At 65.1% G+C, this 14603-nt stretch carries 11 protein-coding genes; 5 read left to right on the top strand and 6 right to left on the bottom strand.

The window, feature by feature from the left end; translation table 11 throughout:
• The first annotated feature begins 36 nt into the window (after positions 1-36).
• Genes ACSQ86_RS24015 through ACSQ86_RS24005 form a run of 3 tightly spaced genes read left to right on the top strand, consistent with a single transcriptional unit; the run spans position 37 to position 5950 of the window.
• Positions 37-1269: a TolC family protein gene (locus tag ACSQ86_RS24015; protein WP_436309688.1), complete on the top strand. Its 1233-nt coding sequence runs from the start codon at positions 37-39 to the stop codon at positions 1267-1269.
• Positions 1266-2777 carry an efflux RND transporter periplasmic adaptor subunit gene (locus tag ACSQ86_RS24010; RefSeq protein ID WP_436309687.1) on the top strand — a complete coding sequence of 504 codons (1512 nt, stop codon included), beginning with the start codon at positions 1266-1268 and terminating at the stop codon, positions 2775-2777. The genes ACSQ86_RS24015 and ACSQ86_RS24010 overlap by 4 nt, the downstream gene beginning before the upstream one ends.
• Complete coding sequence (locus ACSQ86_RS24005; RefSeq protein WP_436309686.1) at positions 2774-5950, top strand: efflux RND transporter permease subunit; 3177 nt, start codon at positions 2774-2776, stop codon at positions 5948-5950. Before ACSQ86_RS24010 ends, ACSQ86_RS24005 begins: the two co-directional genes overlap by 4 nt.
• Here the strand turns inward: ACSQ86_RS24005 and ACSQ86_RS24000 are convergent.
• The 6 genes from ACSQ86_RS24000 to ACSQ86_RS23975 all read right to left on the bottom strand — a co-directional run bounded on the left by ACSQ86_RS24000 (position 5937) and on the right by ACSQ86_RS23975 (position 12869).
• Complete coding sequence (locus ACSQ86_RS24000; protein WP_436305344.1) at positions 5937-6320, bottom strand: hypothetical protein; 384 nt, start codon at positions 6318-6320, stop codon at positions 5937-5939. The two genes, ACSQ86_RS24005 and ACSQ86_RS24000, sit on opposite strands and share 14 nt — an antisense overlap.
• 36 nt (positions 6321-6356) lie before the next feature.
• Positions 6357-9476 (bottom strand): efflux RND transporter permease subunit, encoded by a 3120-nt coding sequence (locus tag ACSQ86_RS23995; protein ID WP_436309685.1) that lies wholly within the window; start codon positions 9474-9476, stop codon positions 6357-6359.
• A gap of 12 nt (positions 9477-9488) precedes the next feature.
• A complete protein-coding gene (locus ACSQ86_RS23990) occupies positions 9489-10592 on the bottom strand; it encodes an efflux RND transporter periplasmic adaptor subunit (protein WP_436309684.1) in 1104 nt (367 codons plus the stop codon).
• On the bottom strand, positions 10589-11128 hold the full coding sequence (locus ACSQ86_RS23985; RefSeq protein ID WP_436309683.1) for a hypothetical protein: 540 nt from the start codon (positions 11126-11128) through the stop codon (positions 10589-10591). Before ACSQ86_RS23985 ends, ACSQ86_RS23990 begins: the two co-directional genes overlap by 4 nt.
• Before the next feature lie 33 nt (positions 11129-11161).
• Positions 11162-12448 (bottom strand): TolC family protein, encoded by a 1287-nt coding sequence (locus ACSQ86_RS23980; protein WP_436305340.1) that lies wholly within the window; start codon positions 12446-12448, stop codon positions 11162-11164.
• 61 nt (positions 12449-12509) lie between these two features.
• Positions 12510-12869: a DUF2946 family protein gene (locus ACSQ86_RS23975; RefSeq protein WP_436305339.1), complete on the bottom strand. Its 360-nt coding sequence runs from the start codon at positions 12867-12869 to the stop codon at positions 12510-12512.
• A 255-nt stretch (positions 12870-13124) separates the two neighbouring features.
• On the opposite strand from ACSQ86_RS23975, the gene ACSQ86_RS23970 reads away from it, so the two are divergent.
• On the top strand, positions 13125-13706 hold the full coding sequence (locus ACSQ86_RS23970) for a GrpB family protein (protein ID WP_436309682.1): 582 nt from the start codon (positions 13125-13127) through the stop codon (positions 13704-13706).
• Between the two features lie 449 nt (positions 13707-14155).
• Complete coding sequence (locus tag ACSQ86_RS23965) at positions 14156-14569, top strand: PPC domain-containing DNA-binding protein (RefSeq protein WP_436309681.1); 414 nt, start codon at positions 14156-14158, stop codon at positions 14567-14569.
• Positions 14570-14603 lie beyond the last annotated feature (34 nt).

Raw genomic sequence — 14603 nt, 5'->3', positions numbered from 1 at the left:
TCGCCAGCTGATGCCTCATTCGTCTTCGGAGTTTTCATGCCATCCCACCTCCTGCGTGCAGCCGCCTTGGCCGCCGCACTGCTTCCCTGCCTGGTAGCGGCAGCACCCCTGACCCTCGAGACGGCGATCGACCTGGCCGTCAAACGCTCCGAATCCGCTCGCGCCGCGCGAGCTGGGGTGACGAGCGCGTCGGAGGCCGCCCGAGCGGCCGGCCAGCTTCCGGACCCGATGCTGCGCGCCGGCGTCGACAACCTGCCGGTGACCGGGGGCGACCGGTTCAGCACTGCGCGCGATTCGATGACGATGAAGCGCGTCGGCATCAGTCAGGAATGGCTGTCGAGCGACAAGCGAGCCGCTCGCCAGGCGGCGGCCGAGGCCGCCGTCGCCCGCGAAGGAATCCAGTCTCGGACAGCAGTCGCCGAAACCCGGCTGAACACCGCGCTCGCCTACCTCGACGCTTTCTACGCCGGCGAGGCGCAGAAGCTGACGACGCTCATGGAGCATCACGCGCGTGAGGAGTTGGAGGCGGCGCGTGCCCGCTTGGCGTCCTCAGCGGGCAGCAGCCAGGAAGTGCTTGCTCTGACCGGCGCGCGAGGTACGGCGGAGGACGAATCGGCCGAAGTGCGCCAGCAGCAAGGCGTGGCCAAGCTGTCGTTGCAGCGTTGGGTCGGCACCCAGGCCGACGAGTTGGCACCCGTGAGCGCGCTGTCATTGCTTACGGAGCAAGCGTACGTCGCAGGGCATCCGACTGTCGTGACGAAGCAGCTCGACATCGAAGTGGCCAAGCAGGTTGCCGCCGTCGCCGCCTCGGAGCGCAAGCCCAACTGGACTTGGGAGCTTTCCTATGGACAGCGCACCGGCTACTCGGACATGGTGTCGTTCGGAGTGAGCATTCCGCTTCGAGTGGCCCCTTCGGAGCGCCAGGACCGAGAGACCGCAGCGAAGCTCGCGCTGGCCGACAAGGCCGAGGCAGAGCTATCCGAGGCCACCCGCGCAGCCACCGCCGAATACCGAACGCTTGCCAGCGATGCCCAACGGCTGCTCGAACGCATCGAGCGATATCGCACCGGCGTCGTGACCCCAGCCCGGCAACGGACCACCGTGGCCACTGCCGCATATCGATCGAATCAGGGCACGCTCATGACGCTGTTCGAGGCGAGGCACGCCGAAGTGGACGCGCAGCGGAAGCTCCTGGCACTTCAACGCGACCTCGCCAAGGCTCAAGCGCAGCTTGCATTCAAGCCACTCGCACAAGGAGCCGACCAATGAAAGGCACTCGCGTCACCGCGCTTCTCATCGTCGCCGGTGCGGTCCTCGCCGGCGCCGGCTTCTTCCTGGGACGGCACACCGGCAACGAAGGCCTGAGTGCCGAAGCAAGCGGCGCCGCTTCGTCTCCGGACGGCCGCAAGGTCCTCTACTGGCACGACCCGATGGTTCCGGGCCCGCGCTTCGACAAGCCGGGCAAGTCGCCGTTCATGAACATGCAGCTCGTTCCGGTCTACGCCGACAGTGACCAAAGCACCTCTGGTGTCAAAGTGAGCCCCACTGTGCAACAGAACCTGGGCATCCGCTACGCCACCGTGCGACGTGCAGAGACCTCGAGCTCGTTCGACGCCATAGGTGCGGTGCAGTTCGACGAGCGCTTGAACGTGGCCGTCCAGACGCGGGTCGCGGGATACGTCGAACGCCTGGCTGTACGTGCGCCGATGGAGCGCGTACGCAAAGGCCAGGCCTTGGCCACCATCTTCGCGCCGGACTGGCTCGGGCCGCAGAACGAGCTGCTTGCGCTCAAGCGCGCCGGGGTCGCGCCCGACCTCATCGCTGCAGCGCGCGAACGGATGCGTGCCATGTCGATTCCGGCCGAACTCATTCGCCAGAGCGAAGAGATCGGGGCCGCGCAGGCGCGCTTCACCCTGAGCGCGCCAACAGGCGGGGTCGTCGCCGAACTGGGTGTCCGGGAAGGCGTTGCCGTCACGCCCGGCATGACCTTGTTTCGCATCGCCGGCCTTGAGAAGGTCTGGGCCGTGGCCGAGGTTCCGGAAGCTCAGGCGGTGCGCTTGAGCCGTGGTCAGAAGGTCAAGGCGGCGCTTCAGGCGGATGCCACTCAAACCTTCGAGGGCGAGCTCAAGGAAATACTTCCAGAGCTCAATGCGAACACGCGCACGCTGAAGGCGCGCTTCGAGGTCGACAACAAGGACGGCAAGCTCACGCCCGGCATGCTGCTGCGTCTGCAGGTGGCGGGACCGACGAGCATCCGGCGGGTCGTACCGGCCGAGGCGGTCATCCGCACCGGCAAGCGCGCGGTGGTCATCGTCCGCAAGGACGACGGCGCATTCGAACCGCGTGATGTAGCACTCGGCTTGGACCTGGGTGACGATGTCGAGGTCGTCCAAGGACTGAACGAAGGGGACCAGGTGGTCGCGAGCGGTCAGTTCCTGATCGACTCCGAGGCCCGGCTGCGCTCGGTGCTGGGGAGCATGTCGGCACCTGCCGCGCCGCCCGCATCCACCACCCCATCGCCGGGTGGGAAAGCATCCCAGACCCACGTGGCGGACGGCAAGGTCGAGAGCGTTGAACCGGACGGCATCACGATCTCCCATGGCCCCGTGCCGTCCCTCAACTGGCCGGCCATGACGATGGGCTTCTCCAAGCCGAATCCCCAGGCGTTCGCGGACGTGAGGCGAGGCGATGCCGTCCGATTCGAGTTCAAGGAGGGCGGGCCCATGGGCTATGAGCTGCTCTCGGTGCAGCGCGTGCAACCGGGCATGAAGAAATGATTGCCGCGCTCATTCGATGGTCGATCGGCAATCGATTCCTGGTGCTCATCGCCACGCTGTTCCTGACGGTCGCCGGTGTCTGGTCGGCTGCCCGCATACCGGTGGACGCATTGCCGGACCTGTCGGACGTACAGGTCATCATCCGGACGCCATTTCCCGGCAAGGCGCCACAGGTGGTGGAGGACATCGTCACCTATCCGCTGACGACGACGATGCTCAGCGTGCCGGGCGCCAGGACCGTTCGCGGCTACTCCTTCTTCGGGGACTCGTTCGTCTACGTGCTCTTCGACGACAAGACGGACCCGTACTGGGCCCGCTCGCGCGTCGTGGAGTACCTCAACCAGGTACAGAGCAGGTTGCCCGCAGGGGCGAATGCATCTCTGGGACCCGATGCAACGGGGGTCGGATGGGTTTACGAATACGCGCTCGTGGACCGCTCGGGCAAGCATGACATCGGACAGCTGCGTGCGTTCAACGACTGGTTCCTGAAGTTCGAGCTGAAGACCATCCCGGACGTGGCCGAGGTCGCGAGCATCGGTGGCATGGTGCGGCAGTACCAAGTGGTGCTCGACCCCGACCGCATGCGTGCCCTTGGCATCACGCAAGCGACGGTCGTCGCTGCCTTGCAGAAAGCCAACCAGGCGTCGGGCGGCTCGGTCGTGGAGCTTGCAGAAGCCGAGTACATGGTGCGCTCGCGCGGCTACCTGAAGTCGCTGAGCGACTTCCGCACGATTCCGCTCGCAGTTTCGGGCACGACTCCGGTGCTCTTGCGCGACGTGGCCACGGTGCAGATCGGCCCGGAGATGCGCCGCGGCATTGCCGAGCTGGACGGCCAGGGGGAGGTCACAGGCGGTGTGGTCGTCATGCGCTCGGGCAAGAACGCGCGCACGACCATCGAGGCCGTCAAGGCGAAGCTCGAGACGCTCAAGCCGAGTCTCCCGGCCGGCGTCGAGGTGGTGCCGACGTACGACCGGTCCCTGCTCATCGACCGCGCCGTCGAGAACCTGCGCTTCAAGCTGCTGGAAGAGTTCGCCGTGGTCGCGCTGGTCTGTGCCATCTTCCTGTTCCACCTGCGCTCGGCGCTCGTAGCGGTGGTCGCGCTTCCGATTGGCGTGCTCGCCGCGTTCATCGTCATGCATTGGCAAGGTGTCAACGCGAACATCATGTCGCTCGGGGGCATCGCCATCAGCATCGGGGCGATGGTCGACGGAGCCATCGTGATGGTCGAGAACGTCCACAAGCACCTTGAGGCATTCGAGTCGAAGCATGGCAGGAATCCGACAACGCCTGAGCGATGGCAACTGGTCGGCTCGGCGTCCATCGAGGTCGGTCCGGCTCTCTTCTTTTCGCTGGTGGTCATCGCGCTTTCCTTCGTGCCCGTGTTCTCACTCGAAGCGCAGGAGGGCCGCCTCTTCTCGCCATTGGCGTTCACGAAGACCTATGCGATGGCGGCGGCGGCCGGCTTGTCGGTGACGCTGGTACCTGTGCTGATGGGCTACCTGATCCGCGGGCGCATCCCTCACGAGTCGGCGAATCCTGTGAACCGCTTCCTCATGGCGGCATATCGACCCGCGCTTGAAGCTGTGCTTCGCTTTCCCAAAGCCACGCTGATGGTCGCGGCGCTGTTGCTGGCCCTGACGGCCATACCCGCCATGCGCCTCGGCGGCGAGTTCATGCCGCCGCTGGACGAGGGGGACCTGCTCTACATGCCATCGGCCTTCCCGGGACTTTCAGTTTCCAAAGCGTCGGAACTCCTGCAGCAGACGGACCGCCTCATCAAGACGGTGCCTGAGGTCGAACGCGTCTTCGGGAAGGCCGGTCGCGCCGACACCGCGACCGACCCGGCTCCGCTCGAGATGTTCGAGACGACCATCCAGTTCAAGCCGCGCGAACAGTGGCGACCCGGCATGACGCCCGACAAGCTGGTCGAAGAACTGGACCGCGTCGTGAAGGTGCCCGGACTGACCAATGTCTGGGTGCCACCCATCCGCAACCGCATCGACATGCTGGCAACCGGCATCAAGAGCCCTGTCGGCATCAAGGTGGCCGGTGCGGACCTGGCCACCATCGACCGCCTGACGACGGAAATTGAAGCCGCAGTCGGGGGCGTCTCGGGCGTGTCCTCGGCATTGGCCGAGCGACTGACTGGCGGCCGGTACATCGATGTCGACGTGGACCGGCTCGCCGCAGCTCGCTACGGACTGTCCGTGGCGGACGTTCAGGCCATCGTCTCGACCGCTGTCGGCGGCGACAACGTCGGCGAAGTGATCCAGGGCCGGGAACGCTATCCCATCAATGTCCGCTACCCCCGAGAGATTCGCGACTCGCTGCAGCGCCTGCGAGAGCTGCCCTTCGTGACAGACAAGGGTGCGCAGTTGCTCCTGCAGGACGTGGCGAAGGTCAGCATCGAGGAAGGCCCGCCGATGCTGCGGAGCGAGAACGCGCGCCTGTCCGGTTGGGTCTATGTGGATGTCCGGGGCCGAGACCTCAGGTCGGTCGTCAATGACATGCAGGTTGCAGTGGCCAGATCGGTGACGATGCCTGCCGGCTACGCAGTGTCCTGGTCCGGGCAGTTCGAGTATCTGGAGCGCGCCACGCAGCGGCTCAAACTCGTGGTGCCCGCCACCTTGGCGGTAATCTTCATGTTGCTGTACTTGCTGTTCAGGTCCTTCGGTGATGCTGCGCTGGTCATGGCGGCGGTGCCGTTCTCGCTCATCGGTGGGTTCTGGCTGGTCTGGGCGCTGGATCACTCCATCTCGGTAGCCACGGCCGTCGGATTCATCGCGCTCGCCGGCGTGGCCGCCGAGTTCGGCGTCGTCATGCTCATCTACCTCAAGAATTCCCTTGCACGACGCATCGAGGCTGGAGCGCCGATGAACGACGAGACCTTGCTTGCCGCCATCCGCGAGGGAGCGGTGCTGCGCGTTCGTCCCAAGGCGATGACAGTGGCCGTGGTCATGGCAGGTCTGCTACCCATCATGTGGGGAAGCGGAACCGGCTCGGAAGTCATGACTCGAATCGCTGCGCCCATGGTGGGAGGCATGGTGACGGCTCCCCTGCTGAGCATGCTGGTGATTCCAGCTGCCTGGTACCTGGCGCACCGGCGCCGAGCCGGCGGCCGTGAGACCGCGTTCGCGAGCCATCCCGCGCAGAACGCCATCACTTCAGAGTGAAGCGCGCTGTCCCCAAGGTCTTGCCCGAGTTCGTCACCACGGCCACCGCCTTCGTGCCGGCAGCCACCTTGAAGCTGCCTTTGGCTTCCAGCTTGTCGCCGGCGGGCTTGAGCTCGACCTCCGTCTTCTCGGCGTCTTCGAGCAAGGTGACTTTGGCCGAGGCCTTGGAAAGGTCCATCGGCTTGCCGTGGTCGCTGAGGTACAGCTGCAGCGTGTCGGGCTTGGCCACCAGCTCGAAGTCCGCTTCTTTCCCCGGAGCGACCAGGCCTCCATGCCGCGGCGTGTGGTCGTCGTGTTTGTGGTCGCCCGCAGCAAAAGCGCCGCCGGCAACAGCCAGGGCCAGGGCGGCCATCCATGCTTGCTTTTTCATGAAGAATCCTTTTCTTGGTTGGTTGAATAAAGACGGTTACAGAGCATCCTGACCCTTGGTCTCCGCAAGCCGCTCTGCAGCATTGCGGCCGAAGAGCCAGAACATCGCCGGCGTCAGGAAGGTGTCCAGAAGCGTCGAACTGATCAGGCCGGAAAAGATGACGACAGCGACCGGATGAAGAACCTCGGTGCCCGGCTGCTCGGCTTCGAACAGCAGCGGAGCCAGCGCAAATGCAGTCACGAGCGCAGTCATCAGCACCGGCGCCAGCCGCTCGAGCGAGCCGCGAACAATCATCTTCTGGTCGAAGCTTTCACCTTCGAAACGCATCAGATTGACGTAGTGGCTGACTTTCAGGATGCCGTTGCGGACCGAAATGCCAGCCAGCGTGATGAAGCCCACAAGTGCCGCCACGGAAAGCGGCTGACCCGAGAGCCACAAGCCCACGACCGCACCCACAAGGGCCAACGGAATGTTCGCCATGATGAGCAGCGAGAGCTTGGTCGACTGGTAGCGGCTGTAGAGCACCACGAACATCAAGGTCAGGGAAACCAGCGACAGCAGGCCGACCAGCCGGGAAGCTTCTTCCTGCGCCTGGAACTGGCCGCCGAGCGTCACGAAGTAGCCTTCGGGCAGCCGGGTCTGCGCCACGACGCGCCGCATGTCCGTCACGATGTCGGAAAGCGCACGTCCCTGCGCGTTGGCCGACAGGACGATGCGCCGCTTGCCGTCGTCGCGGCTGATTTGATTCGGACCGTCGCCTTCTTCGATGGAGGCAAGCTTCGACAGCGGAACACGGCCGGACGGCGTCTCGATGAGGATGTGCTGCAGCCCTTCTGCGGAGCGTGCGGATTCCGGCAGCTTCACGACCAGCGCGAAACGGCGGCCGCCCTCGACGATCTGCGTGACCTTCTCGCCCTCCACCAGGCTTTGCAGCGCCTTCAGTACCTGGGGCGCCGGGACGCCATACTGCGCCGCGGCCGCATAGTCCACCCGGACCTTGATCTGGGGCGCCAGGACCTGCTTCTCGATCTCCAGGTCAGCGATTCCCGGGATGGCCGCCAGCTTGGCGCGCAACACATCGGCCTGGCCGCGAAGCGTGTCCAGGTCTTCACCAAAGATCTTGATGGCAATCTGCGAGCGCACGCCCGAAAGCATGTGGTCGATGCGGTGCGAGATGGGCTGCCCGATGCCGATCGCGGCCGGCAGGTTCACAAGCCGAGCGCGAATATCGGCGGATATGTCCCCCATCGACCGTGTCAGCTCGCCCGGCGGCTTCAGTCCCACGTCCAGTTCGCTGACGTGCACACCCTCGGCATGCTCGTCGAGTTCGGCGCGCCCGCTTCGGCGCCCGACGTGCGTCACCTCAGGCACCTGCTTGATCAGCACTTCGGCCCGGCGTGCCAGCGCCGCGGTCTCGGCCAGCGTGACGCCCGGGTTCAAGCGCATTCCGACAAGCAAGGTCCCCTCGTTGAAGGGAGGCAGGAATGTCGTCGGGAAGAAGGGCACCGCCGCGAGCGACACCAGCACCGCGATGCAGCCGGCAGCGATGGCGCCCTTGGGTTGGCCGAGCACCTTCTGCAGGCCGCGCGCATACCGCGTCTTCAACCAGGCCAACAGCTTCGTGTCGCCATGGTCGAGCGACTTCATCCGTGGCAGCAGGTAGTACGACAGCACCGGCGTCACGGTCACCGACACGACGAGGCTGGCGAGCGTCGAGACGATGAACGCGACGCCCAGCGGAACGAACAGCCTGCCTTCCATGCCCGGCAAGGCGAACAGCGGCACAAAGACGAGAACGATGATGATGGTGGCGTAGAGGATGGATGAGCGAACTTCCATGGTCGCTCGCGCAACGACTTCGACTGGATTGAGACGATGATCCGGATGCCTGGCCCGGTCTTCCCTCAAGCGACGGATGGCGTTCTCCAGCCCGACCACCGCGTCGTCGACCAGGCCGCCGACCGCGACGGCCAGGCCTCCCAGCGTCATGGTGTTGATGGAGAGGCCGAAGTACCTGAACACCAGCGCCGCCATCAGGATCGAGACCGGGATGGCGGTGAGAGCGATGACGGTCGGCCGCAGCGTGCCCAGGAAGAAGTACAGAATCACCGCGACGAACACCGACGCCCCGACGAGCTTCCACTGGAGGTTGTCGATCGAAGCCTCGATGAAACTGGCCTGTCTGAAGGTCACTCTCGGCGCGTCCATGCCTGCGGGCAGGGACGCCTTCATGCCGTCCAGGGCGGCCTCGATGGATTGGGTGAGCGAAATGGTGTCCGCCGTGGGCTGCTTCTGGATGCCCAGGATCACGGCGGGCTTGCCCTCGAAGCCCGCGTCGCCGCGCTTGAGCGCGGCAGCGAAGCTGACGTCTGCAATCTGGCGCAGCAGGATGGCCTGGCCATTGCGCGACGTGAGTGCCAGGTTCTTGAGGTCGTCGAGCAGCGAGGTGCGGCCCAGATGCCGGATGAGGTACTCGCGGCCGTTGAGCTCCAGGAAGCCGCCCGAGGTGTTGGATGAAAAGCCCTTGAGCGCGGCCTCCAGCTGATCGTGCGTGATGCCCAGCTCTGCCATGCGCGTGGTGTTGGGCTGTACCTGGAACTGCCGTACCTCGCCGCCGATGGGAATCACCTGAGCAACGCCGGGAATCGCCATCAACCGAGGCCGGAGTATCCAGTCCGCGTACTCGCGCACCGCCATCGGCGAGATCTTCCCGGTGTCCACCGGGATCGCGATCTGCATGATCTCGCCCATGATGGAACTGATGGGTCCCATCCGGGGCACCACACCCTCCGCCAAGCCTTCTTCCATCGACGCCAGGCGCTCCGACACCATCTGCCTGGCGCGGAATATCTCGGTGTCCCAGCCAAAGGTCACATAGAGGAACGACAGCCCGGCCGAGGACACCGAGCGAACGGTCTCGACACCGGGCAGCCCGTTCATCGTTGTCTCGAGCGGGAAGGTGATGAGCTGTTCCACCTCCTCGGCGGCCATGCCGCCCGCCTCGGTCATGATGGTGACCGTCGGCTTGTTGAGGTCGGGAAACACATCCACCGGTGTGCGCGACAGGGTCCACGCACCATAGGCCATCAACACGACGCTCGTGATCAGCACCAGCAGCCGATTGGACAGGCTGCTACTCAGTAGCCACTTGAACATGCGTGGCTCCCGTCAGCGGACTTGGTTGATGAGGCTTGCGCCTTGCGTCGCCACACGGTCGCCTGCCTTCAGGCCTGAAGTGACCGCTACCGACACGCCGTCGAGCGGCAGGGCGCTCACGACGCGCGGCTCGAACTTCTCCGGCGCGGTCTTGACCCACACGATGGTCTGGTTCGACGGGTTCTTCATCAGCGAGGCCGCCGGAACGGCAATGCCTTCCACCTTCGACCGCGTCTGCACATAGACCTTGACGGGTTGCCCGACCGCCAGCTTGGCCAGCGCCGCGCCGCGGGCCGTGAAACTCAGCGGCAGCGCCTGTTCGCGCAGCGTGCGAGCGGCGCCGAGGAACTGAAGCGGTACGCGCTCGTTGCCGATGGCGAGCGTTGCACCTCCGACATTCGCCCCGAGCTCAGCGTCGAAGGAGAGCGCCTCGATGCTCAGCCGACCGGGGTCGACGATGTCATAGATGAGCTCTCTCGCATCGACCACCTGGCCTGCGACCACGTGGGACGAGGCAATGACGCCGGCCACCGGTGCAACCAGTGCTTCCCGTCCGGTCAGGCCAGCACTCACGGCGCTGGCTCGCGCACCCAGGCTGGCGAGTTCTGCCTCGGCTGCTTCGATTTCCTTTCGTGGGACTGTGTCCGACAGCTCCTTGAGCCTGGCCAGGCGCTTTTCAGCAAGTGCCCGAGAGGACCGCAGTTCCGCCAGTTGAGCGGATTGGACCGAGCGCTCCAGCGGGGCCGTGGACGGAACCACGTATGACAGAACCTCGCCTTTGCGAACCGGCTGACCGGCCGTGGGCAAGCCTTGCGGACCCGGCTCGACGCGGCCGGCCGTCGTTGCTTGCACCTTGCCCCCGGCGTTCGGGTCCATCGTGACCTTGCCAGCCAGTTCGACGGTGCGCGCCAGTTCCTCGGTTTTGGCCACTGCGGTTCGCACGGAGAGCTGCCGCTGCGCCGACTTCGGAAGGAAGACGCTGCCGTCGGGTTGCCGGCTGGGGCCGTTCGAGCTTGCCGCCGGAGAGGACTCACCGTGATTGTGGCCATGTTCGTCTGCAGCCCAGGCGGACGCGGCGCAGCCGACAAGGGCAGCGAATATGAACTTTGCAATCACGCTTCACCTCCCACGCGCGCACGTTGAGCGCCGGCGGCGCGTTGCCCGAGCCAGGCAAGCGCTGCGAGTACCAGAACGGCGCCGGTGGCCCACGCCGCGTACTGTGGCCATCCGCGCTTGCGCGCGTCGTGAGCGGCAGCCTCCTCGTGCAAGCCCAACTCTCCCGCCAGAAGGTCGGCGTCCTTGCCTGCCACGATGGAGGCGGTGACCGCGATGACGCCAGGCTTGAGTTCTTGCGCAAGAGCGCCCTCGTACTGGCCTTCGGCGTGCTGTTGGAGCGCGACTTTCGCGCCACCGATTTCAAGCTCGACCTTTGCATCTTTCACGGGAGCGTTGTTCTCGAAGCTGTCGAGGTAGACGGTCAGCTGCTTGCCGTTGACCACGCCCACCAGTTCGAAGACTTCGGAGACGGCCGAAAAGCGCGGCAAGGCCGGGCCGCTGGGTGCGGTTGGCGCGCCATGGTCGTGCCCGTGTTCGTCGGCTGCCGGGGCCGGCATGGCGCACACGGCGGCCACAAGGCCCAGGCCCGCCAGCATGTTTCTTGGATTCATTGCTTGTTCTTTCATGACTTACTCGGGCAACAGGCCGAGCGATTGGCGCCATTGCGAGATGGCTGCTGCGAGTTCGATGCGGCTGCGAGTCGCCTGGCGTTCGGCGTCGGTGGCCTCCTGTTCGACACGCAGGCGGGTTGGCAGGTCCGTTTCGCCGAGGCGGAAGGACTTCGCGAAGAAGGCGCGTGATTCGCCGGCAAGCCGACTGCGACGCTCCGCCGCCGCGACCGCTGTCGTGAGCGCAGCGACGCGCTCTCTTGCGGCTTGGACCTCCGCCTCGATGCGCGCTTGCTCCAATGAAAGCTGGGTCTCGGCTTCGAGCTGTTCGGCACCGGCGGTCGCGATCTTCGATTCGCTGCGGCTGTGAGAACCGAGCGGAATGCGCACACCGACGACGAGCGCTTGGGCGTATCGCTCTCCGAGCTCTGCGCGTTCCCTGGAGACGCCGAGCCTCAACTCGGGATTGGCGCGTGTCTGTGCGCCGGCGAGTTCAGCCTGTCGTCGTGCGACGTCGGCCCGTGCCGCCAGTTCCCGCAGGGTTGGATGCGTGGCATCGGGCATTGCCGCCGGCGGGGCTACTTCAGATATGACCTCATCCCTGGCGGGCGCCGCCTTGCCGGTCAGGGAAGTCCAGCGTTGGGCCGCCTGCGACAACGCGACGGTCGCTTCGGCGACCGCGCTGTCGGCCGCAGCCACCGCGCCCTCCGCCTGGTGGCCATCGGAGCGCGCCAGGTCGCCCGCCTTGACGCGCCGAGCGACGTCCGCAGCAAGCTGCTGCGCATTCTCCAGTCGCTGCTGTGCCAGCGAACGCTCAAGGCGAGCGCGTTGATGGGCCCAGTGGGCTTCGCGAACCTCTGCGGCCAGTCGCCACTGCGTTGCGAGCAGCCGCGCCTCCACTGCCACGGATTCGGCCGAGGCAGCGGCCAGTGAACGCGAGCGTTCGCGCGGCAACCATAGTGGCATAGCGACAGTGGCTTCGTACTCGCGGGCACCGCTGTTGTTCGTTGTTCGGTCGCTCTTGGCGGTCAAGTCCAAGGCAGGCGGCTCTGGGCTCCAGCGCTGCGCCGCACGCTCGCCGGCGACTGCAGCGTCGCGGCGCAACGCTGCGGCGCGCTGTTCGGGCTGACGCGCCCATGCGGCTTCAAAGCCTTGCTTGATGGTTTCACCACCCGTCGGGGGCAGTTGCGCTTGCGCGGGCAAGCCGTAGGCCAGAAAGGCAGCTGCCAGCGCACCGGGAATATCCCAGCGTCTTCTTTTCATGTGAAATCTCGTCGCGATGACGGGCGCATGGGCCCGCTGGTTCATGAACCCGACGAGGGGCGGCGCACCCAGAGGGCGCCGAAGGAAGCACCGCCTCGTCAGCCTGTCAGCTGACGAGCGTCAATGGCGGTCTGAGGAGCGTTTCGACGAAGCGGTCAGGCACTGCTGACGCATAAGGCACATAGAAGGTGCGATGGGCAGAAGGTCCCGGGCCACTGTCCGAGGCGGGGACAACGGCGGAGGTCAACCCGTGGCAGACGCCGCAATCGGGGTGGTCCGCGAGCGAGCCGGCCTGACTGTCACCTGTTGGCTCATCGGCATGTGCCGCCCCCTGATGGGCGTGCTCATGATGGCCGAAGTGGGTAGCTTGACCCTGCTCTTCATGCGCGCAGACGCTCGCCGCCGAGGCCCAGGACCACTGGAGCGGCAGCAAGAGCATCAACACGATGTAGAGGATGCGGCGCATGAAGGGCGCGAGTCTAGCAAAGCAGCTGATAGCGCCGGTCGCGAAGGGTTGTGGTCAGCTTCGATCGACGTGGGGCGGATCAGGTGTCGGTTTTCAACCTAACCTGAATTTTTTCAGCTTGGTTTGAACTGGCGCCCACGCGGGCGCGCCATGGCCTCCGGCAGTGAACGCTAGGAGGAGTGGCCAATGGAGTCGGCGTGAGGGCTCGGCGGCAGCATGGAAGGGCAGAATGCGGGCAACAGCCGGAATCGGGCCATGAGCCGTCATACGGGGTTTTCGTACTTCACACCAGAACGCCACATGCAGATTGAGCGATTCGACGAAGGACTTGAGCATCGGAACATCGTGCCGTATGACCCCGCCTACGCCGAAATCTTTACCAAGGTGCAGGGGTACGCGCGGGTGCGCCTAGCAGGTGTTGAATTCGTTCATATCGGTAGTACGGCCGTGGCCGGGCTACGCGGAAAGCCCATGATCGACGTTGCGGCGATCACGGCCCGCGAGGATCTTCGGGAGGAGCAGAAGGCGTTCGAGCATGCTGGTTTTCACCGTCGGTCGGTGTGGGTGGACAGGGATGAGAAGCCGTACGTCTGCGCGTCGGTCTTGCATGATGGGCGGCGTTTCAACATCAACATTCACATCTGCCATCGAGGCGATCCAGTTCACAAGGACTCTGTGGCCTTTATGGACGTCCTCAATCGCCGCCCGGATTTGCGCAGGAAGTACGAGGAAGCCAAGGATCGAGCTCACGCTGCGGACCCCGCCAACCCTCAGGTCTACAACCGAGAGAAAGAGACTGTGATCAAGGAGATCGAGGCGCAGATTCCAACCCAATAGGGAGACGGGTGCGAGCGCTCCGGGAGATCTGCTTCGAGTTCGTGCGGCAGAATCCGCAGCCAGTAGCCGTCATTCGCGCTCAACGTTCGGTTTGCCCGCAAGCAGAGCGAGACCCTGGGACTGCATCGGCTGTCGCGCCTGTCTTTGGAGTGACTGGTGAACTGCAAGGCGCATTGGCGGTGTCTGGGCCCGAGAGCGGCTTGCCCCGCCAGAAGCAATGCTCGACGCATGCCGCCAGTTCTCGAGGCTGCGCGCGACGCAACGCTAGTCTCGGGAAGAAGTACCCCTCACTAGCCGCAGAGTCTCGAACGCCTTTCAACAACGCAGTTTGGCGGACGTATGCAAACTGCGGAACAGACTGGTTGACAAGTGGGCTATCCGCGATGAACAGCGATCGGCCCGTGGGACGGATTCGTCGCGATGACTGGGCGCCGGTGCACGCTTCGCGCATGCACCAGCTGCCCGTCCGCCTTCCGCCCGGCTGCGATCTCAGGCTCGCCCTGGAGTCACTGGGTCGTGATCAATTTCAGGATGGTGCCTTCGTCCTTTGCGGGATCGGCAGTCTCATCGATCCAAGACTTCGACTCGCCGGAGAGAGCGAGGAGGCTCGTTACGAGGGGCCATTCGAGATCCTCACGCTGTCTGGCACAGTGACTCGTCAGGGCGCCCATCTGCACATGAGCATCGCGTCTTCAGAAGGACATGTGAGGGGCGGACACGTCGTGTATGGCAACGTGGTGAGGACCACCGCCGAACTGCTTCTTGTGCAGGCACCGGAATGGGAGTTGCTGCGCGAGCGTGATGCGGCGACTGGATTCCTCGAACTGGTTGCGAGTCGTCGGCAAGTCAAGGACAAGCCTTGACCAGTCGGTGTCATTCGTTCAATTGCGCGTCGTG

This window comes from Variovorax sp. LjRoot130, from assembly GCF_964253755.1.
Classification (GTDB): Bacteria; Pseudomonadota; Gammaproteobacteria; order Burkholderiales; family Burkholderiaceae_C; genus Variovorax.
Note: the sequence above shows the minus strand (reverse complement) of the source record. Positions and strands in the feature narration are given on the sequence as shown.